Below are 21,925 nucleotides of genomic sequence, written 5' to 3'. Positions count from 1 at the left end.
GCGCGGTCCCAACTCTTCAAACACGTTTCTACAAGATCTTATCTATGGCGTCCGGCTTCGAATACAAACCCAAAGGCATCGATATTCGCGCGGCGAAGTCGAAAAAAAAGAAAAAAGCGAAGGAGCTGCCCTGCGAATGGGCCGGCTGCGTAAGCTTGGGCGGGTGTAAGGCGCCAAAGTCCCAAGATCGTCTGCGGGATTACTTCAATTTCTGCACAAAACACGCGCGCGAATATAATAAGAATTGGAATTTCTTCTCTGGCAAGACCGATGAAGAAATTCAGGAATGGCAAATCGGCGCACGTCATGGTCATCGTCCAACTTGGGATGTCAAAAAGAATACGGGCGAACGCGCGTCGGCACAGAAAAAGCGCCGCGCGGGTGGCACGGCAACAACCGAAGAAGGGTATAATATCTTCGGCGATGGTGCAGAGCCGCAACAAAAAGCTATCCCGACGCGCCGCTTATCCAAGCTGCAACTTCGCGCCCTTAACGATCTAGGTTTGGATGACACAGCCTCTAAATCCGATGTGCGCAAACGTTACACGCAACTCGTCAAACAACTTCATCCTGATGCCAACCAAGGCAAGCGGAACACGGAAGAAAGTTTCCAGCGCGTTGTTAGTGCCATGAAAGTGCTCAAGACAACAAATCTCGGCTAATTTTTGCATGGAGGCGTGTTGGTTCTGTCGCTTGGCAAACGCATCGCGCCTTGGCATCGTAACAAACTCCGATATAGCTGACAAAATTCTACTCAAAGACCGGATAGCTCCATGACTGACGATAAGTTCCCCCTGTTCCAGCCGGACACCACAGTGTCGGCTCGCGAGGTCTTTGACGTTGATTTTGATATGGAGCTACCCGCCTTTTCCAAACGCTCCGATTATGTGCCTGCGATTGATGAAGCTTACCGTTTTGACGACCGTACAACCCAAGCGATCTGTGCGGGTTTTGCCTTTGACCGTCGCGTGATGATCCAGGGTTATCACGGTACGGGTAAATCAACCCATATTGAACAAGTTGCCGCGCGGTTGAACTGGCCCTTGGTGCGGATCAACCTCGACAGCCATGTCTCGCGCATGGATTTGATCGGCAAGGACGCGATTGTTATCAAAGACGGACAGCAGATCACAGAATTCCGCGAAGGCCTTTTGCCTTGGGCGTTGCAAAACCCTGTTGCGCTGACTTTTGACGAATATGATGCGGGCCGCCCCGATGTGATGTTCGTGATCCAACGCGTGCTTGAGGCGCAAGGGCGCCTGACCTTGCTCGACCAGAACAAAGTCATCACGCCGCATCCGTTCTTCCGTATCTTCGCGACGACGAACACGGTCGGCCTCGGCGATACAACAGGTCTGTATCACGGAACCCAACAGATCAACCAAGGCCAGATGGACCGTTGGTCAATCGTCTGCCAGCTTAACTATCTGGCCCATGACGAAGAAGAAAAAATCGTTCTTGCCAAAAGCCCAGATTACGACACGCCCGAAGGTCGCGATATCATCGCGAGCATGGTCCGCGTCGCCGATATGACGCGCAAGAGTTTCGTCGCTGGTGATATTTCCACCGTCATGTCACCTCGAACTGTCATGAACTGGACAGAAAACACACGCATTTTTGATGGCGACATCGCACAGGCCTTCCGCCTGACCTTCCTGAACAAATGCGACGAACTCGAACGTCCAATTATCAGCGAATTCTTCCAACGTGCATTCGGAAGCGATTTGGAAGAGAGCGCTGTGACGGCTGTCTTTGATTAGTCGCCAAAAGTGACTTCGCCGAGACAAGCCTGTCCAGACATAGCTTTCATGTCGATTGGATGGAGAATGGCCCCTGGCAAAGACTATGGGCACGAATGTTAGTCTTGGGTGAAGGGCTCGGCCAATTGACCGAACCCTCTGGTTACGCTCTCTAAGGCGTCGGCAGTTTGAACGCGGTGCGGAGGTAGTTCACGCCTTTGCTATTCTCCGCTTGCAACCCCGTTTGAATGGCCGCGTACATATCTTCATAGGCGGCCCAATGACCCGCTTTGAGAGGGGCCGTCTCAGCAGATGGACAATTGGCGGTGAAGCTGTGCAGCGTTCCTGAATAGCCCCCTTTGATCCCCATCATGTCATTTGCGACCGTTTGCACGGCATAGGGCGTGTAAATCAACTCGCACGGTTGGGACGTCCCAGTCTGCGTTGAGGCCCATCGCCAAAGCGTCGGAGCGTTCAATCCCGCCGAATTGAATATTTGCTGGCTGACTGTATTGGTTTGGGTCGTGACGCAATAGTCTTCCATGCACATGCCGCTGTCTTGGCCATTGGTGCCCGCGATGGGGGTATAGCCATAGCCAAACAAAAAAGCGAGATCGATGCCGATGTCTTGCGTGAGCGCGACAGGCGTCGCGCTGTTTCCCACACGGGTTGGCGCATAAGAATAAGTTTTCTGCACATTGTCAAAAGCCACAATTTCGAAGGGCACAGATGACCTATAATTGGCTTGGTGGAGCATCACCGAATGGGCGACCCCTGAATTATCCAACGCGCCGCCATCGGCGATTTTGATAATGCGGTTTTTTGCATTGTGATTAATATCCGCCCTTGGCGATGCCGCGCGGGTAACAGCTTTTGACGCCCCATTCGGATCAGGTAGATTGACGAAGACCGACAGATCGTCAGCTTCATAGGACGCATCCCAAATAACCCCTGATGGCAGTTTGAGAGCAGCCGCGTTTTTGGCGTTAATGGTGTCACTGGACAGAAATCCAATCGCGGCGCTAGAGCCAGCAGCTGCATGGATCACATTGATGCTGTCAGCATAGACTCCGCGCAAATTATTAGGTTCCTCTTGCGTGATGATGTCGCCTGTTTTTCCGTAGCTCAGGGTGAAGGACCCTGTGCCGCCCGAGAAAAACTTCGGTGCCGTCACATTGGCCTCGGCTGCGCTCCCGAAGGTCACGGGAACAATGTTGAGGGCCCCTAAATCTGGCGCATCGTAATAGAATTTTTCGTGTCCGCTGAGAAATCCATTTTCACCCAAAACCACGTCCCCCGTCAGCGCCGTCGCGGCCAACGAAATAGTTTTACGGTCGGTCCAAGCCTGCTTACCGTTCAAGCTGGTTCCAGCCAGATCGTTCGACATGGACAAGGGGCCAAAAACAATATCTTCAATTAAATTATCCCAATTCAAATCGGTCATGCAGGCAATGGCGAGCAGGTTCGAAAATTCATTGTCCACGCTGCACAGCAAAGACAGAGACTCGCCTGACAGCGTATTAAACAGCGTTTTCTCATTGATGTAATAGGCCGACGGATCCGTCAGATATTTCGTTGCGGCGGCAGGCTTTTCCAGACCCGCTCTGAAACTGTCAGAGTAAGATAGCATGACATTAAACCAACTGCCGCCCGAATTGGACGAGATCGCCGACACATTCGTAAATGCTTCATCCAAGCTCATATGTTGCGCCGCGATTGGTGGCGTATCTGGATCATTATCCAATAGCCCCACCATCCAAGCCGTGTGCCCCGTATGGGCGCGCCATCCGCCGCCCGCGAAAGCGACATAGATATCCTTGTTCGCATTTGTTGCCGTGAGCGTGTCGTCTTTTACAACGTCGGTTTTGGGTTTGGTTTCGGTCGTGCAGGCACTCAAAATCGCGAGCGTCGACACAGCGAGAAGGCCATGTCGCAGTTTTTTGGATGTTATTTTTAAACGTGAAAAAATGTCTACGTCTTTCACAGACGAATTAATTTGGGTTTGCATGGAAATGCCCCTTTAGTGTTGCCCCGTTAACACAAATTGGCTGTTAACGGCGTCACCCTATCAGAAAATCCAATCCAACGGAAATTTTTCCGAGAGCCTCGGCTTTGGGCTGTTAGATGCGACTGAACATCACGGCGTTCTGGGCTCACGGCGGGCTTTACCTCGCCTGCGGGCGGGCTTACATCACCCCATGACTTCTACGCCGATTGACAATTTTAAGCGCGCCCTAGGGGCGGCCACCAAAGCCATTGCAGGTGAGCCCGAGTTAGAGATTTCCTTTGGTGGAGATGTCGCCGGTATCGTGCGCGATCAAGTCATGTTGCCATCGCTGCCGCCTAAACCAAAGCCGCGTCTGATCGCCAAAGCGCGGGGCGAAGCGGACGCTCTGGCCTTGCGGCTCGCCCTTCATGACAAAGATATTCATTCTGGCAATATGCCCCAATCGGGCCCTGCGCGTCAGGTGTTCGAAGCGATGGAGCAAGCCCGCGTCGAAGCGCTCGGCGGACGGCATTTATCCGGATTGGGCGATAATCTGATGGCGGCGCTGGATGCGCGCGCTTTGAAACGCGGATTTGATAAACCCGATATCGCCAAGGACGACACAAGCTTTGCCGAGGCCGTGGGCCTTTTCGCGCGCGAACAACTGACAGGACGCAAACTGCCAAAGTCCACCAATGGTATCATGGGTGCGTGGCGCGAAGAGATCATGTTAAAAGCGGCAGGTCGCTTTGACGATCTGAAAACCGCGGTCGACGACCAAGATACTTTCGGAAAATTCGTCCAAGATTTAATCGCCGATTTCGACATGGCCGATGAACGCGCCAATTCCGAAGAAGAAGACAACCAAGACGACGAGTCCCAAGAGAACGAAGATGATCAGCAGAATGATCAAAGCTCAGAGGACGACCAAGAAGACCAACCCGGGCAAACCGAAGTTTCTGACGCCGACGCGATTGAAGACGAAAACTCCGAACCGCAGGATATGGTCGATGCGGAAAATATTGATGGCGAGCAGGATGATTCAGAACAATCCCCCGACGCCAACCCGCAACGTCCGCAGCCGACCAATATGCCCGATCCTTACACGGTCTATTCCACGGCGCATGATGAAGTCATAAAGGCCGAAGACCTGTGCGATACTGAAGAGCTGGAACGTCTGCGCGGCTATTTAGATGGTCACATGCAAGGCCTTTCAGGGGCGATTTCACGTCTGGCCAACCGCTTGCAACGTCGCCTGCTGGCCCAACAACAACGCTCTTGGACCTTTGAACTTGAGGAAGGGATGCTCGACACGGCGCGCCTGACCCGTGTGATCACCGACCCGATGTCAGCGTTGACGTTCAAGGAAGAAAAAGAAACCGACTTCCGCGATACGGTCGTCACGATCTTGATTGATAATTCAGGGTCTATGCGTGGGCGGCCGATTATGGTCGCCGCCGTCACCGCCGATATTATGGCGCGGACGTTGGAACGTTGCGGCGTGAAAGCCGAAATCCTCGGCTTTACGACACGCGCGTGGAAAGGCGGCAAGAGTTTCCAAGATTGGATGGCGGCGGGCAAACCTCCGCGTCCCGGGCGCCTAAACGATCTGCGCCATATCGTGTATAAGGCCGCCGACATGCCGTGGCGTCGCGCGAAACGAAACCTCGGCCTGATGATGCGCGAAGGTCTGTTGAAAGAGAACATTGATGGCGAAGCCCTAGACTGGGCCTATCGCCGCCTGATGGCGCGGCCCGAACAGCGCCGTATCCTGATGGTTATTTCTGACGGCGCACCGGTAGATGATGCCACGCAAAGCCAGAACAAATCCGGCCTCCTCGAAAGTCATTTGCGCGTGATGATCGACAAAATCGAAAACCGCTCAGAGGTCGAACTCGTCGCCATCGGCATCGGTCATGACGTCACCCGCTGGTACAAACGTGCCGTCACCATCATGGATGTCGAACAGCTCGGCGGGGTGATGACAGAAAAGCTGGCGGAATTGTTTGATGATGGCGGGCGGCGTTAAGATGATTGAACAACGGCTAGAATTTGAGGACTCATCGAAACAAAGAGCATTGATTCAAAGAGTGGTTTCAACTGTGCCAGACCGTGAGAAAGAAGCCCTTGTCTACTGGGCCGAACAGATGCTCGCTCTCAAACGATCAGATTTGAGTAAACGATCGAAAATTCGTGAATCCATTCTCGTCACCCAACGTGGTAAAATTATCGTACCTATACTCAAGATTTTCGCGCGCGAATTGAAACTTGATCAACTGAATATTTCGAAAATAGATACCTCTTCAGCAAATAAGTGCCTCTCTTTTATAAAAGGTTTTTGGCTTAAACGCTCGTTAGCTGCTCAAGTAGGTATGGGAGCCTCTGCGATTGGTCTTGCGGTTTTCGGAACTCAAGGGGCTGGCATCGCTGCATTAGGGACCGCCATTGGCCTACCGCTATGGATTGTCTTTGGGGCTGGCGCGATGTTTGCAACCAACTTGATTCAAGAAATCACTGGAAAAAAGCCCGACCTATCCATCTTATACATTATTCCGCGTAAGAGTAAGAAGTAGGTTTCTTCGTTTTAGTTCGGCATAGTTATCCTTGCACCGCACTGAATCTGTCCAAGAGTCCTATATTTCTGCCCTCTGTTTCACAGTCAGGCGGCGTTTTTGGGTAAGGGAGTTGAAATGAGTCCCGCATGACCAGTCATTGCCCTACCTAGAATTCACATCGATTTTTCCCCGATGTTTGCAACTTTATGGCCCAGATGCTGCTGATCTTTGTATTCGCGCTCTGGGTCTTTTTTTGCCGCCCACTCAGAGCCTCGGCTTATCTCTTGAAATCGAAATCCTTTGCAAATTTCAATCCTACCCGATCAGCGTAGCTGCTCGGCGCTTCACTGCATTTGATTCACAGGATCAAATGCGGACGTTGCGCGTCCACCGATGTTTGCAATTTTATGGCCCAGATGCTGCTTATCCTTGATCAGCGCTCTGGGTCTTTTTTTTGGGAAACTTTTTTCTAACACCGCCAAATTCTTCTCGTCATTGCGAGGCTAGCCCTTGCAAGCCACCTGTAGCGTCTCTTGGATCACACGGACGGGCCTTGTGATAACGAGGTATGTAGCGCTGACTTGTCACTTCAATTCGCGCTTCCGCCCCAACTTACCTGTTCATTTTCAACACCTTATAAAAATAACAAGAGATTGATCCCCGCCGCCTATTTTGCCCCTATATTTAAATGGTTCTCTCGGACATGGGACAGGCAAGTATACGTGGCTGGCTGGTATCGAGGGACGGTGTGCTTATCTATATGCGGTAACGCGGATATAGAGGGGCCTGAGGGTGTGAGCTGAACTGTCTGGAACGACAGGAAATAAATTCCGGCCGCCATCTGAGAAACACCGCCGCAGGATTTTTACTTGAGTAAAACATTTTTCTACTTCGGTATTCCGTCGTGAGTGCCGATCCTGCGGACGTCCCATTTTCGGAGGGCCGATGCCCCGTTGAATTGACCAACGGTTAGCCTCCACTTGATGGGCGGCAGCAGCCTTCGTTCGCCTGCGATTTGGCCTGTGCGCGACCACTTGATTTTTGAGCGCACAAGCATGATATAGCGCCCAATCCAATTTCGGATGCAGCAATAAGGTTTTCCATGATCCCCGGCCAGAATTTTAACGACCGCTTGAAAGAGCAAAAAGAGGCGAAACTCGCCATGCTTAAGCGCGCCAAGGAAAAGCAGCTGGACCCAGCCGAAAAGGCTCGCATCATGGAAGAACGCGCCAAGCGTAACGCCGCACGTGAAGCGCGCGACGCCGAACGTCGCGAAGAGCGCAAGCGCAAAGAGGCTGAAGAAGCCGCGGCCAAGGCCGAAGAAGAGCGCAAAAAGCTGCTCGCCATCGAAGCGCAAAAGAAAGCTCAAGAAGAATTGGTCCGCGCACAAAAGGCGCGTCGTGACGCGAAATATGCAGCCCGGAAAAACAAGCGCCGTTAATCGCCTTTGGGTTCCTAGCTAGATATGAGGCCGGCTCATTTGAAGCCGGCTTTTTTGTGGGGACTGCACCCTGAGAATCAGCGCGCGTTTTAGAGCTTCCAGCCCGTGTGCAAGGCCGCAATGCCGGTGCTGTAATCCTGATAGCTGACTTGGGCAAAGCCCGCTTCGCGGATCATCTCGGCGAAAACTTCCTGACGCGGAAATTTGCGAATAGATTCGACAAGATATTGATAGCTATCACGATCGCCTGTCAAAATCTGGCCCAAACGCGGGATGACGGCAAAGCTATAGGCGTCATAAAAGGCTTGGATAAACTTAGCGGGCGGCGTGGTGAATTCCAAAATGCCCAAACGCCCGCCAGGTTTCAACACGCGGCGAAACTCACGAAGGGCTTCCATGCGGTCCGTCACATTGCGAATACCAAAGGAGATCGTCACAGCGTCAAATTGACCATCCTCGAAAGGCAGGCACTCGGCGTTGCCACAAATACGCGTCAGGTTCAGGCCACGATCTTTTTCTGGGTCGATGCCTGCCAGCAACATTTGGTCATTGATATCGCAGACGACGGCCGATGCAGGCTCGCCCCCGCGACGCATCCGAACCTCATCCGCGGCACGAATAAAACGGCGTGCGATGTCGCCCGTGCCGCCAGCAACATCCAGTAAGCGCTCGCCGGGCTGCGGGTTCAGACGCGTGATTGTCATGTTTTTCCAGACGCGGTGAATGCCGACACTCATCGCGTCATTCATCAGGTCGTAATTGGAGGCTACAGAATCGAAGACACCTTTGACCCGACTGATTTTCTCAGCTTCGGGAATGGTTTCAAAACCGAAATCGATAGTTTTGTCAGACATAGCTAGCCCTATTGGCGGCAGGATTGGAGAGCAAAAGCTAGATCAACTTTTACTCCGCAACGATCTGCAGACCTTTATGCCGATGCACGCGTGGAGACAACATATTGTGCCCGCCGTTTTCGTCGCAGGCATCGCAATCATAATTGGAAGCGCTCAAACCTTGGAAGAACTCATCATCTTCGCGGAACGCCCCGACAAGATAATCGAAAACGGCCCGAATGCGCATGGAGCGTTTGAGGTCTTGATGCGCCACCAAATATAGAGATTCCATATGGACGATTTCTGGTAGAACACGAACCAAGCCGAGCGCCTTTGCATTGACGCCACACATGGGCAACACGCCGATTCCATATCCATGGACTAGCGCTTGGTCGAACGCCCAAATTGAATTGGTGTTAAAAGTCACGCGTTTTGGCTTGTAAATCATCTTGCCATCGTCATCCATCAACCAAAGCGACTTGCCGTCCATGATCTGCGCGAGAACGCCATCATGTTCGACAAGGTCTTCGGGTGTCGACGGCGACCCGCGACGCGACAGATAATCAGGAGACGCGAAGAGACCAAATCCCACCTCCGCAACTTTGCGGCCAATGAGTGAGTTTTGCTCACCCGGGCTACGCCAGCGCAAAGCGATGTCGGCTTCACGTTGGGCCAAATTAAAGCTTTGAAATCCGATGCCGATATCAATCAACACATCGGGATGCTCAGCACGAAATTTTTGCATCACGCCTGGCAACCAACTGGTTCCAATACCTTCCGTTGCCGAAAGGCGGACAACGCCGGACAAGGAATCTTCGAGCGTTGCAGAGGACCGATCAATCGCAGACGCCTCTTCTTGCATCCGTCGAATATGATCCAACATGGATTGCCCAAAGTTGGTGGGAACAAGCTGACCGTTCTCACGTTTCAGCAGAGGCGTTCCGAAATGATCTTCCAGCGCGCGGATGCGGCGACCGACTGTGGGTTGGCTCATACCCAAGGCGCGGCCTGCTGCCGTTAACGAGCCAGCCTCCGCAACTGCTAAAAAAATAGGATAGTCTGACCAATTCTTCATACATTTACGTATATAGGCATGACTGAATATGTCAATTTCATTCGGTTTTGTTTGAAATTAAAGACCAAATGTCAAACACAAAGGATACTGACATGACGATCCATCCCCTCAGAGTTGGGATTATCGCAGCCACAATATTTGCCGCATTAGGCCTCAGCGCGGCGCTATTGCCAGCGGGCGCGTCGGTTATTCAACCCAGCCAGACAATAATTGAAACCCCCACTGAATTTGTCGTCACGACGGCCTCTGGAAAATATGTAAAAGAAGGGATCGCAGCTTTTGAAAAACGCGATTACCCGAAGTCTGTTGCCATGAACAAGGCATCCCTTCGCCTGAAGCCTAAGGGTAAAACGGCAGCAGCAGCCTTGTCCAATCTTTGCGCAAGTTGGGCCATGCTAGATGAGGCATTCAGGGCAGAGGCGGCTTGTCAGGCGGCACTGACGATCAAGCCAAATTATGGTCCCGCCCAATCGAATCTTGAACGACTGGAATCAAAACGCGCGACGGAGTAGCCGCGCGTTAACAGTCTCAGATGGCCGTGGGCGCTTAGGCGCCTTGTTCAATCGCAAAGGTCAGACCCGCATGAGATTGTAGTCGACCTAGCAACGCTTCGCCCATGGCTGGCGCAGATGTCATGACGCCCCCTGAACCTTTGACGTCCTGAACAAGTGCAAGCGCCGCCTCGGCGATCATCTTTGACGTCGAGCCATAGCCTGGGTCTTTATCCCCCTTAACGGAGGAGATAATGCGGGTGCCATCTGGCGCATCGCCGACGAACATGACGTCATAGGAGCCATTCTCACGCTCTTCTTTGGACGGGCCTTCACCCGGCTTTGGCGGATTATCACCAAATGCATTGGATTTTGCCATGCCTCTGGCGAGTTGTTCACCTTTTTCACCTGGGCCCGTCAGAACCATCTCGCCATATTTGAAGTCCCGTCCGTACCGGTAATCGAGCAAGGCATTGGAGCGGTGGACGTTTTTCGTATTGATGCTGGCCATAATGAACGGCGTTGCCCAGCTGCCTAAATCGGCCTCTTCCATTGGCTTATGGATTGGCGGCTGCGGTGCACCCGATTCAGGCGAAAGTGAGAACGGGTCTTTGAGCCAATCAAGAATTTCCGGCTGTTTCTGCGCACGCTTCATAGTTTCCATAAAGCTGGCGGCTGTACCGCCAGAAAACGTCCCTTTCATCCCGCGCACACGGCACCGAATATTCTCACAGGCGCCGCCGTGTTTGGCAATCGAATGGTTTTGATGGAAGAGAACACCCAGGTCGAAAGGAATGGAATCAAAGCCGCAAGACAGCACAATACGTGCACCACTTTTTTTGGCGACGTCATCATATCGGTCGATCATATCTTTCATCCATGCGGGTTCGCCACAAAGATCAACATAATCTGTGCCGCCCTCGGCGCAGGCTTTGAGGAGTGGTTCGCCGTAAAGCTGATAAGGTCCGACGGTTGTGATCATCGCTTTGGTCCGCGCAGCCATCTCGGCTAGGCTAGCAGGATCATCAGAGTTTGCCGCGATGAGCGCGATGTCTTTTGAAACACCCATTTCATCACGCACCGCCGAAAGTTTTTCGACATTGCGGCCAGCCATTGCCCATTTCAAATTTGTGCCACCATATTCGGCTTGAAGATATTCAGCGACAAGGCGCCCTGTGAAGCCGGAGGCACCATAAATTACAACGTCAAATTCGCGATCGGACATAAATTTTCTTTCTGAATAATGTGTTGGTTTAGTTACGGAACAACGGGTCCAACAGACCGTTCAAGCATGCGGTGCCAGAGGACCAGTATGGGTGCGCCTAACTCCAGCGCCATGCCCAGCATCATATCCGGTGTCGGCGTGCCAACTTGCAAATAGCTGTAGAGACGCGCCAGACCTCCCAAAAATATAGCTAAAACGAGCCATCGAAGAACAGTGCCGCGCGTATCAATGTCGCCTAGGACGTACCAAATAAGGAAAAAAAGGGAGAGATAATAAGCGCTCAAATATCGGAATTGATTGTCCAAACTTGCGGCTACAGTGTCGCTGCCGTTCAAAACGCCAGCGCCGCCCATAACGCCCGTCACCGCAAAATAAAGCGGGATAAGAGAAAGAACAATAAGAACTATTTTGAATAAATTTCGCATAAGGCTTTATCACCGCGAATGGCGGCATGTTCAAGCGCTCTTATTTGGAAACAGGCAAAACTGACGGATCGGACAAACCCCGCATTGGGGCGTTCGGGATTTACAAACCCGCTTTCCAAATTGAAGAAGCCAGAAATGGGCCTCAGGCTTTGCCCAATCAGGCGCACGCTCATCCAACGATACCGCGATTTGCGCCTCCACTTTTCCAGCTGCAAGTCCCGTGCGTTGGCAGACACGTCGAATATGCGTGTCGACAGCGATATGGGCTTCACCAAAGGCAAAATGCGCTACGAGATCCGCACATTTTCTTCCAATCCCGTGTAGCTTTAGCAACTCATCACGCGTGGCAGGCACAACCCCATCATAGTCACGTAAGAGTTGTTCGCAGAATCTTCGGATATTTCGCGCCTTCATATTATACAGCCCGGCAGGACGGATCGCGTCGACAATTTCAGCGTCAGAAAGCTTCAGCATCCCTTTTGGGGAGCGGGCAAGTTTAAAGAGCGCTTTGGTGGCGGCAGCGGTATTCCGATCCAAGGATTGTGCGGATAGCATGCAAGACACGCAGGATCGAAATGGCGACGCGGCGCGTTTTGGGCCCCGTGCAGATTTACTGTCACCCGGCATAACGTCAGACAAAATGCGTAAGACCGCCTCGACATCGGATAACGGCATGAGTGGGGAGCTGGGCGTGACCATAGGCTAGATACGCCCGGCAACTTAAAAAGCTGCGATTTAATTCAATTCGGGATAAGTTCGATAGGCGAGGTCCGTTTCATGCAAACTTGTCACATAGAGAATGCCCTCATGTACAATGGCGCCCGTGGCGTCGTGATACGCACCTGTTGGGTCTTGAAACGTTCGGAGCACATTGCCCCCAGCATCAAGTTGAACAATATGACCATAGTGTTGGGCCTGCGGACGCATAGACGGGGGCAAGCGCATCGCAACTTTTCGCATATTCGGCTTTGCGGCATTTTCATCTAACCACGCCGATCGTGGAGAAATCAGACCTACGAAAAATGTACCCTCTGGGCCGCGATTAATATTGTCTGGAAAGCCAGGCATATTCACGATCCAGTCGGTCATGCGTCCATTGGCGGGGTCGATTTTCAAAACCCGGTAGCGGCCTGTCTCATTAACAAGAACACTTCCATCCGGATGCATCGCCACGCCATTGGGGAAGACCAAGCCATCGGCGATTACTGACGTTTGTTGTGTCCGCAAATTAAAGGCCAATACGCGCCCTGTTCCCCGGCTTTCCATAATTTCTAACAAAGATGCGGCCATGGTTTTGCCATTGGCTTTGGCGCCAAATTTGGTCGACGCATCAGAGAAATAAATCACGCCGTCGTCCGAAACATCGAGATCATCCGCATATAGGATCGGGGAACCATCGACCGTGTCAGTGAGCGTTTTAAGTGTTCCATCTGGTGTCAATGACAACAGACCTTTGTGGGCGTCGGCAATATAGATCACGCTGTCATGTGCTTCGATGCCCAGTGGAACGCCGCCCGTATTGGCAACTACACTGACGGTTTTCGTATTTGGATCAATTCGCGTGATGTCGCCCGTTTGTGAGGTCGCGTAAAGCATTCCATTCAAAACGGTCACATCCTCTGGACCGATACTTTCCCCCACAGCAATAAGGCTCAAATTCGCAAGCTCCGTATTGGGCGCAAAGACGCCTACGTGCCCTTCATCCGATAAGGGCTGCCAACTCACGGGGTCAATTGGGACAGGCGCGAGACTAAGGTATGCCACGCCAATTGCTATCAGAGCGCCCGAGCCAAACAGAATTTTCTTTATCATTTACGCGCTCGGTTCATACGTTTGGCAATCAAATCGTCGACAACCTCTGGATCAGATAATGTAGATGTATCGCCAAGCGCATCGAAACTGTTCTCGGCGATTTTGCGCAATATTCGACGCATGATTTTCCCAGATCGTGTCTTGGGAAGACCCGGCGCGAATTGAACCAAATCAGGCGTCGCAATCGGTCCGATTTCGCGCCGCACATGTTTGATAAGGTCCGAGCGCAAAGCGTCATCATCCGCACTGCCTGGGATAGTGGTCACATAGGCATATATGCCTTGCCCTTTGATATCATGCGGATAGCCAACAACGGCGGCCTCCGCGACGGCGTCGTGAGAGACAAGCGCGCTTTCGACTTCGGCAGTGCCCATACGGTGGCCTGATACATTGATCACATCATCGACGCGGCCCGTAATCCAATAGAACCCGTCTTCATCACGACGGCAGCCATCGCCCGTAAAATAATTGCCAGGGTAGGTCGAAAAATAGGTTTGAACAAAGCGGTCGTGATCGCCGTAGACTGTCCGCATTTGGCCAGGCCAGCTATCCTTGATGATGAGATTTCCTTCAGCTGCACCAAACAATTCATTGCCTTCGGCATCAACAAGGGCGGGTTCAATGCCAAAAAATGGCAGGCTTGCACTGCCCGGTTTCATGGGCGTCGTGCCCGGCAAAGGCACGATCATCGCGCCACCTGTTTCGGTTTGCCACCATGTATCGACAATGGGGCAGCGTGTTTCGCCGACGACGTTAAAATACCATTCCCAAGCTTCAGGGTTAATGGGCTCACCGACCGTGCCGAGCAATCGAAGGCTAGAGCGGGAGGTGGCTTTCACAGGCCCATCACCTTCACGCATCAACGCGCGGATGGCCGTTGGGGCCGTGTAGAAAAGGCTCACTTGGTGCTTGTCGCAGACCTGCCAGAAACGTGAGGCATCGGGATAAGTTGGAACGCCCTCGAACATTAGCGTTGTCGCGCCATTCGCCAGCGGACCATAGACAATATAAGTGTGCCCTGTGACCCAACCCACATCGGCCGAGCACCAATATACGTCATCCTCTTTTAAATCGAAGACCGCCTCATGCGTGAGCGAGGCCCAAACAAGATAACCGCCTGTTGTGTGCAACACGCCCTTTGGCTGACCTGTTGAGCCAGACGTATACAGAATGAAGAGCGGGTCTTCCGCATTCATGGGCTCTGGAGCGCAATCGTCGGAAACAGTCTGAACCGCGTCATCCAGCCAAACATCGCGATCCGCATCCCAATCCACATCAGCACCCGTACGGCGAACGCATAAGACCGTTTTCACGGGTTTGGCCGCTTTGGCCGCGATGTCACAGGCCGCGTCGCAATTGACTTTCAACGGTACGCGTTTCGTTCCGCGCAGACCTTCGTCGGCAGTAATGACGAATGTACTATCACAGTCGACAATGCGGCCCGCCAATGCGTCGGGAGAGAAACCGCCGAATACCACGGAATGCACAGCGCCAATCCGCGCGCAAGCCAGCATGGCGAAGGCCGCCTCTGGAATCATTGGCATATAGATCGTGATACGATCGCCTTTCTTGGCGCCGTTGGCTTTCATGACATTTGCAAAACGGCAGACTTCGCGGTGAAGCTCGCGGTATGTGAATGTCTTTGACTCCTCGGGGCTATCGCCTTCCCAGATGATTGCGACTTTATCGCCACGCGTCTTAAGGTGCCGGTCGAGACAATTTTCTGTGACATTCAAAATACCATCTGCATACCAACGCACATGGAGGTCAGACTTATCCCAAGAGACATCTTTGATCTGGGTTGGCGCGGTCATCCAATTCAGGCGTTTAGCTTGCTCCCCCCAAAACGCTTCTGGGTCCGCGATCGAGCGCGCGTAGGTTTCTTTATATTGCGCGGGCGAGAGATTGGCGAGCGCAGCGAATTTAGAAGGGACAGGATGAGTAATATCGGACATGCAGGCAGGATCTCTTTCTACAATCGGAGTTAAATGCGGAGTTGGCATTTGGATGATAGCATACGCGACGGGCGTCAAGAGAAAGACGCGAAATCTGGGTGCTTGACCCTGTATAAAAATGAACGCTATTCAAAAAAACTGAATAGTCCCTCAGGAGCGCCCCATTCCCGTCTTTTCGTCAAAAGCCCTACCCACCAGTGAAGTGTTTCAGAAAAATCGTGCTGAGATGTTAGAACAAATCGACGCGCTGAACGCCTTGAACGCCCGCGCGCCCGCGCTTTCGGCATCGAAAAAGGCGCGGTTTGAGAAACGCGGACAACTGCTACCGCGCGAACGCTTGGCGCGATTACTGGACCCAGGTTTCCCCTTCCTTGAGATAGGAAATTTGGCAGGATATTTGCTGGACACGCCGCATGAAGAAAAGTCTGTTCCGGGTGGCACCATCATCGCGGGCATCGGATTTATATCGGGAACCCGCTGCGCGATTGTTGTTGACGATAGCGGCATTCGCGCGGGCTCTCTCACAACGGCCGGTGGGTATAGGCTTGAACGTATGCAAGAAATCGCATTGCGTCAGAAACTTCCCTTTATTCATCTCGTGGAAAGCGCAGGCGGAGACCTACTGAATTATACTGTCGAAAGCTTTATCAACGGCGGAGCCCTATTCGCCAATCTCGCACGCCTATCCAAAGCTGGCATTCCCGTCTTGGCCATTTTACACGGATCCAGCACAGCGGGCGGGGCTTATATGCCAGGCCTCTCCGATTATGTCGTCGGCGTTAAGGGCGCTAAAGGCTATGGCGGGCAAGCCTTCCTTGCAGGGCCACCATTGTTAAAAGCCGCAACCGGTGAGATTGCGACTGCCGATGAGTTAGGCGGAGCTGACATGCACGCCTCCACCTCTGGCTTAGTTGATTATCTTGCCGAAGATGACGGCGAAGCGGTTCTGATGATGCGTGAAATTGTCGGGCGCTTAGGTTGGAAAAATCAAACGCCAGACAATGATTATTTAGAACCCGTCTTAGATACAGATGAAATAGCGGGTGTCGTGCCCATTGATTATCGCAAGCCCTATGACGTTCGAGAAGTCATTGCGCGGTTGGTTGATGGGTCCGATTTTACAGATTTTAAAACACGCTACGGCGTGTCCACTGTCTGCGCACAAGCCTCCATCCACGGACAAGCCGTTGGCATTATTTCCAACAATGGACCCATCGACCCCGATGGCGCGACGAAAGCGGCCCAATTTATTCAACTGATGAACCAAGCTGGAACGCCCCTCTTATTCTTGCAAAACACAACAGGCTATATGGTTGGCAAAGCCTATGAACAGGCGGGCATGATCAAACATGGCGCAAAGATGATCCAAGCCGTCACCAATGCCGATGTGCCCCGCATCACGCTAATGATCGGCGCCAGTTTTGGTGCTGGCAATTATGGCATGTGCGGGCGCGGGTATGACCCAGACTTCGTCTTCAGCTGGCCCAACGCACGCAGCGGCGTCATGGGGGGAGAGCAAGCCGCAACCGTTATGGAAATCGTGGCTGACGCCCAAGCCGCACGCGCAGGAGTCACACCTGACCCGGACCAACGGGCCGCAACCCGCGCGAAGCTAACAGATATTTTCGACAGCCAATCTAGCGCTTTTTATACATCTGGACATTTGCTGGACGACGGCGTCATCGACCCGCGCGACACACGGAACCTTCTTGGGCTTCTATTGCCGATTGTCATGGAGGCCAAAACACGGGGCCTCCGTCCAAGTTCATTTGGTGTGGCCAGATTATGATGTTCGATACAGTTCTCATTGCCAACCGAGGTGAAATCGCATGCCGCATCATGCGTACAATTCGGGACATGGGACTGCGGTCCGTCGCAGTTTATTCCGACGCAGATCGTGATGCCCCTCATGTGAGGCTCGCAGATGAAGCTGTTCATATCGGGCGGTCCCCTGCGAACGAGAGTTATCTTGTTGTCGACAAAATCATCGCAGCGGCGAAAACGTCTGGCGCGCAAGCCATCCATCCGGGTTACGGCTTTCTGTCTGAGAATGCAGATTTCGCCAAAGCCTGCGCCGCGGCAGGATTAATTTTTATCGGGCCGTCAGCAGAGGCTATTTCACTGATGGGCGACAAAGCCACAGCGAAACGTCGCATGATAGAAGCGGGCGTTCCGACGCTAAAAGGCTATCAAGCCTTAGAGCAAGATGATGAAATTCTAGTCAAAGAGGCGACTCAGATTGGTTTCCCATTAATGGTGAAGGCTGCCGCAGGCGGCGGCGGGCGCGGCATGCGTTTGGTCCAGAACGACAAGGATCTTCCGCAAGCCCTGTCGTCTGCCCGCGCAGAAGCGCTTTCCGCCTTCGGTTCTGACACGCTCATCTTGGAGAAAGCTGTCATTCGTCCACGGCATGTTGAAGTACAAATCTTTGGCGATCAACATGGCAATATAATCCATCTGGGGGAACGCGATTGTTCTGTTCAACGCCGACACCAAAAGGTCCTCGAAGAGACGCCCTGCCCGATCATGACAGCGGAGCTGCGCACGCGCATGGGTGCCGCGGCTGTCGCGGCGGCCAAGACGGTTGATTATGTCGGGGCAGGCACTGTCGAGTTTTTATTAGATGAAAGCGGGGAATTTTATTTCCTCGAAATGAACACGCGTTTGCAAGTTGAACATCCCGTCACAGAACTAATCACAGGTTTGGACCTTGTCGAATTGCAAATTCGTGTGGCGCAAGGGCGCGCCTTGGGCCTCACGCAAAACGACATCCACTTAAATGGGCACGCCATCGAAGCACGTCTCTATGCCGAAAACCCCGCCAAGGATTTTATGCCTGCGACGGGTCATATCTCTCATTTGGCGTACCCTGAAGGCGTCCGCGTCGATAGTGGCGTGGAAACGGGATCAGATGTGTCACCCTTTTACGATCCAATGATCGCCAAGATCACGGCTTGGGGCGCAGACCGTGACACGGCACGACGGAAACTTGTGCGAGCTCTAAAAGACACAGTGCTGTTTGGTGTTGAAACGAATAGGCGTTTTTTAGTCGACGCGTTGGAAACCCAAACTTTTTCCGCGGGTGAAGCGACCACGGCGTTCATCGCAGATAATTTCTCAAACGAAAACCTTGCACCAACGCCTCTCACGACCGACTTGGCGGCACTTTCCGCCGTCACACAATATGTCGCAGCCCGTGAGGCTTCGAACGCTATCGTGCCGAAAAGTCTTCTGGGGTGGTTCAGCGCTCAGGCCATTTGCACGCCTTTTCAATATAACGACACTCGGGTGGAGGTCACGGCGTTGGGGTCAAACGTTTTCAATGTGAAGGCGGGCGATGAAACGTTCCACATATCACTTGAGGCTTGGGACACCTCGACAGCGCGGTTCAAAGTAAATGATCGGCGGGCGGACCTCTCGTGGATGCGACCCTCACCATCACGCATCCAAATACAAATCGGCGCACAAAACTATGACTTGATCAACGCACTTGCTGTCTCAAAACAAAGTACGAAGACAATTGGCCAAGGTGATATTCGCGCCCCGCTTCACGGGGCTTTGACCGAAATTTTCGTGACGGTAGGGGACAACGTCAAGGTTGGCACGCGTCTGGCGGTGGTTGAGGCTATGAAGATGCAGCATGATATTTTGTCTGATATTGATGGAACCGTCGAAACGGTTCTGGCCACAGCAGGGAGCCAAGTCGCAGCTGATGCACCTTTGTTTAAACTGACGTCTTAGGAGGGGAACCTGCGTCCACGCGGAATACGGTCCGCCACTTCGGATGCTAAATCCACATCAGCCGGGACCAAATCAAGATCACGCAATTTATCGGGCCACACCCAGCGCGTGGCTTGCCCTTCTTTCGGGCGGAGAAAACCGTCCCATTGCCGACATAGATATAGCGGCATGAGCAAGTGAAAATCGGGATAGGCAAAGCTCGAAAAGCTGAAAGGCTGCATGCAGGTTTCGCAGGGCTCGATATTTAATTCCTCATATAACTCGCGTTGCAACGCGCGTTCAGGTGTTTCACCCGCTTCGACTTTGCCACCCGGAAACTCCCATTTCCCAGCATGGTCTTTACCGTCAGGCCGCTGCGCCATGAGAATGCGCCCATCCGTATCGATCAGGGCACAAGCTGCGACCAACAGCGTTTTAGGCTTCGCGTCGGACATATCAGGAACGGTAGTCCGCGTTGATGTCGATGTAGCTGTGGGTGAGGTCACATGTATAAACCGTGGCGGTCCCCTCGCCGAGGCCAAGATCAAGGCGAATAACAATCTCGTCCTGCTTCATATAGCTCGCGCCATATTCCTCTTTGTAACTCGTTGCGAGTTGACCGCCTTCGGCCAACACATGCGGTCCGATCCAGATGGAAAGCGTGTCGCGATCTGCGGGCTCACCCGCCTTGCCGACAGCCATGACAATACGCCCCCAATTGGCATCCTCACCCGCAATCGCGGTTTTGACGAGAGGTGAGTTTGCGACGCTCATGCCGATCTTATGAGCGGATGCGTCAGACACGGCGCCGCTAACCTTGATGGTTACAAATTTAGAGATGCCTTCGCCGTCTTTAACGATCTGCTGAGAGAGGTCGAACAACACATCATGCAGCGCACGGCGAAAGTCGGTCAGCGCAGCGTCGCTGGTATCAGATATTTCGGAATGCTCGGCCGCGCCGCTGGCCAACAAAAGAAGCGTGTCTGATGTCGACGTATCGCTATCGACCGTAATGGAGTTAAATGTTGGTCCGACGTCGGCGTCCAGCAGGTCCTGTAAGACATTTTGCGAGAGTTTGGCATCCGTTGCGACATAAGCCAACATGGTTGCCATATCAGGCGCAATCATGCCGCTACCTTTGGCGATACCATTGATCGTGACAGTCGTGTTCCCAATTTTAGCTGTTGCCGTGGCGCCCTTGGGATGGGTGTCCGTTGTCATGATGGCACGCGCCGCCGCTTCCCAACCATCACCGTCTAAGGTCATATTCGGGAATTGATCGACCAATTTGGACGCTTCTAAGGCCACGCCAATGACACCCGTTGAGGCCAAATGGATTGAACCCACATCCGAACCAAAGACATCAGCCGCGCCTTTCGCCGTTTCTGCCACCGCGTCGCGGCCAGCCTGACCCGCAAAAACATTCGCAGTTCCAGAGTTCACAACCACAATGCGTGGCCCCTCCGTATGCGCTGACAAGGCTTCGCGCGACCAATCGACAGGAGCGCCGGGACATTTGTTTTTTGTAAATACGCCCGCGACTTGGGTGCCTGGTTGACCGCGTAAAACCCACAAGTCCGTGCGACCTTTATATTTCACGCCCGCTTCAGCGGTTGCCATGGTGAACCCGGCCAAAGGTGGCAAAGTTGGAAATCGCGCAGGGGCGAAAGGGCTGATTGTCATGTCACTCATTTTCGGGCGTTTCACCTTGAATCGATTGTTCGGAGTCGGAAGTGTCTACATTCAGTTTAGGCTCAGATGTAACCTTAGCCGACGTTGCGGCGTGATCAACGATCACGACCTCCGCTTCATCTCGCAATTTGGTCATCAAATCCTGAATGGCGTCAAAGGTCATGAAATTTGCGATCTTCGGGCGTAATGTTTCAAAACTAGGCTGCGTCGCGGCACGGCGATCAAGAACTTCCGCGATGTGCCAACCAAATTCAGATTTCACAGGGCCAACATATTCGCCTTTTGCCGTATTAAAGACAGGTTTCGTAAAACGACCATTTAACATATCCCGCGTGAAATAGCCCAATTCACCACCACGATCTGCACTGCCCGCATCAATAGAGTGTTCAGCCGCAAGGGCGGCGAAATCCGCACCGTCTTTGATTTGCTTCAAGAGCTCATCAGCTTTGGCCTTATCCTCGACGAGAATATGTCTGGCCCGCACTTCATCCCCCCGCGCGACCAATTTGGCTTGCTCGTCATACATTCTACGGATCGAAGCCTCGTTCACCGTATCCTGAAGATGGCGCTCAAGTCGCAAATTACCTAGAATACGCTCCCGCGCCGCGGCCAGCCGAATTTTGGCCTCGCGCTCTGCATTTAACCCGGTTGCTTCGGCGTCCAAAGCCAGAAGACGTTGATCAATCAACTCATCCAAAAGTGGACGATACCGTTCATGTGTCGCCGGCAAGCTAACGCCCTCTGCCACCAGATTTTGCTCTTGCGCTGCCAAATCAATGTCGGAGGCGAAAATTTCGGTTCCCGCAACGCGCGCGACAACAATATCGCCACCGGCCCGAGCCACGTTCTCAAGTGCAGGGCGCGTTTCCTTGTCCTGCGGAGCGCAAGACATGACAAGAACAGCAGTGAGAAGGACAGAAATCAGGGTTTTCATGGCCATATCCTACTGCTGGGACCCCTGTTAGACGACACCGC

Annotated in this window: 19 protein-coding genes; 8 read left to right on the top strand and 11 right to left on the bottom strand. The window is 52.9% G+C overall.

All coding sequences use genetic code 11. The features are described from left to right. The first annotated feature begins 44 nt into the window (after positions 1-44). Positions 45-662, top strand: coding sequence for a J domain-containing protein (locus tag IE073_RS08745; RefSeq protein WP_189584431.1), 618 nt, complete (start codon positions 45-47; stop codon positions 660-662). 111 nt (positions 663-773) lie between these two features. After that, positions 774-1,760 (top strand): cobaltochelatase subunit CobS, encoded by a 987-nt coding sequence (gene cobS / locus IE073_RS08740; RefSeq protein ID WP_189584429.1) that lies wholly within the window; start codon positions 774-776, stop codon positions 1,758-1,760. A 151-nt stretch (positions 1,761-1,911) separates the two neighbouring features. On the opposite strand, the gene IE073_RS08735 is transcribed toward cobS, so the two are convergent. Further along, entirely contained in the window at positions 1,912-3,747 is a 1,836-nt protein-coding gene (locus IE073_RS08735; RefSeq protein WP_189584427.1) for a hypothetical protein, read from the bottom strand. 190 nt (positions 3,748-3,937) lie between these two features. Here IE073_RS08735 and cobT point away from each other — a divergent pair, with 190 nt between their 5' ends. The 3 genes from cobT (at position 3,938) to IE073_RS08720 (ending at position 7,722) form a co-directional block, all read left to right on the top strand. Continuing rightward, on the top strand, positions 3,938-5,755 hold the full coding sequence (gene cobT / locus IE073_RS08730; protein ID WP_189584424.1) for a cobaltochelatase subunit CobT: 1,818 nt from the start codon (positions 3,938-3,940) through the stop codon (positions 5,753-5,755). Then, on the top strand, positions 5,736-6,299 hold the full coding sequence (locus IE073_RS08725) for a hypothetical protein (protein ID WP_189584422.1): 564 nt from the start codon (positions 5,736-5,738) through the stop codon (positions 6,297-6,299). The genes cobT and IE073_RS08725 overlap by 20 nt, the downstream gene beginning before the upstream one ends. Positions 6,300-7,383: 1,084 nt before the next feature. Next, positions 7,384-7,722 (top strand): DUF6481 family protein, encoded by a 339-nt coding sequence (locus IE073_RS08720; protein ID WP_189584419.1) that lies wholly within the window; start codon positions 7,384-7,386, stop codon positions 7,720-7,722. 89 nt (positions 7,723-7,811) lie between these two features. Here the strand turns inward: IE073_RS08720 and ubiE are convergent, their stop codons facing one another. Next, on the bottom strand, positions 7,812-8,576 hold the full coding sequence (gene ubiE / locus IE073_RS08715) for a bifunctional demethylmenaquinone methyltransferase/2-methoxy-6-polyprenyl-1,4-benzoquinol methylase UbiE (RefSeq protein ID WP_189584416.1): 765 nt from the start codon (positions 8,574-8,576) through the stop codon (positions 7,812-7,814). A 49-nt stretch (positions 8,577-8,625) separates the two neighbouring features. Beyond that, a complete protein-coding gene (locus tag IE073_RS08710) occupies positions 8,626-9,630 on the bottom strand; it encodes a LysR family transcriptional regulator (protein ID WP_189584413.1) in 1,005 nt (334 codons plus the stop codon). 68 nt (positions 9,631-9,698) lie between these two features. Here IE073_RS08710 and IE073_RS08705 point away from each other — a divergent pair, with 68 nt between their 5' ends. Then, complete coding sequence (locus tag IE073_RS08705; RefSeq protein WP_233349947.1) at positions 9,699-10,142, top strand: tetratricopeptide repeat protein; 444 nt, start codon at positions 9,699-9,701, stop codon at positions 10,140-10,142. A 34-nt stretch (positions 10,143-10,176) separates the two neighbouring features. On the opposite strand, the gene IE073_RS08700 is transcribed toward IE073_RS08705, so the two are convergent. From IE073_RS08700 to acs, 5 genes are read right to left on the bottom strand one after another with little or no spacing between them, the layout of a single operon-like run. After that, the gene (locus IE073_RS08700) at positions 10,177-11,346 is read right to left on the bottom strand and encodes a saccharopine dehydrogenase family protein (RefSeq protein WP_189584407.1); all 1,170 of its coding nucleotides are present in this window, start codon (positions 11,344-11,346) and stop codon (positions 10,177-10,179) included. Positions 11,347-11,378: 32 nt separating this feature from the next. Beyond that, positions 11,379-11,771 carry a DUF4345 domain-containing protein gene (locus tag IE073_RS08695; RefSeq protein ID WP_189584404.1) on the bottom strand — a complete coding sequence of 131 codons (393 nt, stop codon included), beginning with the start codon at positions 11,769-11,771 and terminating at the stop codon, positions 11,379-11,381. A gap of 30 nt (positions 11,772-11,801) precedes the next feature. Beyond that, the gene (locus IE073_RS08690) at positions 11,802-12,446 is read right to left on the bottom strand and encodes an endonuclease III domain-containing protein (protein ID WP_233349946.1); all 645 of its coding nucleotides are present in this window, start codon (positions 12,444-12,446) and stop codon (positions 11,802-11,804) included. Between the two features lie 60 nt (positions 12,447-12,506). Continuing rightward, entirely contained in the window at positions 12,507-13,535 is a 1,029-nt protein-coding gene (locus tag IE073_RS08685; protein WP_233349944.1) for an SMP-30/gluconolactonase/LRE family protein, read from the bottom strand. 44 nt (positions 13,536-13,579) lie between these two features. Further along, on the bottom strand, positions 13,580-15,538 hold the full coding sequence (gene acs, locus IE073_RS08680) for an acetate--CoA ligase (protein WP_189584395.1): 1,959 nt from the start codon (positions 15,536-15,538) through the stop codon (positions 13,580-13,582). Positions 15,539-15,764: 226 nt separating this feature from the next. On the opposite strand from acs, the gene IE073_RS08675 reads away from it, so the two are divergent. Both IE073_RS08675 and IE073_RS08670 read left to right on the top strand, forming a co-directional pair. Further along, a complete protein-coding gene (locus IE073_RS08675; protein WP_189584391.1) occupies positions 15,765-17,327 on the top strand; it encodes an acyl-CoA carboxylase subunit beta in 1,563 nt (520 codons plus the stop codon). Beyond that, positions 17,324-19,279 (top strand): acetyl-CoA carboxylase biotin carboxylase subunit, encoded by a 1,956-nt coding sequence (locus IE073_RS08670; protein WP_189584388.1) that lies wholly within the window; start codon positions 17,324-17,326, stop codon positions 19,277-19,279. Before IE073_RS08675 ends, IE073_RS08670 begins: the two co-directional genes overlap by 4 nt. Here IE073_RS08670 and IE073_RS08665 read toward each other — a convergent pair. Genes IE073_RS08665 through IE073_RS08655 form a run of 3 tightly spaced genes read right to left on the bottom strand, consistent with a single transcriptional unit; the run spans position 19,276 to position 21,884 of the window. Continuing rightward, positions 19,276-19,713 carry a (deoxy)nucleoside triphosphate pyrophosphohydrolase gene (locus IE073_RS08665; RefSeq protein ID WP_189584385.1) on the bottom strand — a complete coding sequence of 146 codons (438 nt, stop codon included), beginning with the start codon at positions 19,711-19,713 and terminating at the stop codon, positions 19,276-19,278. The genes IE073_RS08670 and IE073_RS08665 overlap by 4 nt on opposite strands. Before the next feature lies 1 nt (position 19,714). Next, the gene (gene argJ / locus IE073_RS08660) at positions 19,715-20,941 is read right to left on the bottom strand and encodes a bifunctional glutamate N-acetyltransferase/amino-acid acetyltransferase ArgJ (protein ID WP_373298704.1); all 1,227 of its coding nucleotides are present in this window, start codon (positions 20,939-20,941) and stop codon (positions 19,715-19,717) included. Position 20,942: 1 nt separating this feature from the next. Beyond that, positions 20,943-21,884, bottom strand: coding sequence for a peptidylprolyl isomerase (locus tag IE073_RS08655; RefSeq protein ID WP_189584379.1), 942 nt, complete (start codon positions 21,882-21,884; stop codon positions 20,943-20,945). Positions 21,885-21,925 lie beyond the last annotated feature (41 nt).

The sequence above is a fragment of the Litorimonas cladophorae genome (assembly GCF_014652455.1).
In the GTDB taxonomy this organism is placed as follows: domain Bacteria; phylum Pseudomonadota; class Alphaproteobacteria; order Caulobacterales; family Maricaulaceae; genus Litorimonas; species Litorimonas cladophorae.
Note: the sequence above shows the minus strand (reverse complement) of the source record. Positions and strands in the feature narration are given on the sequence as shown.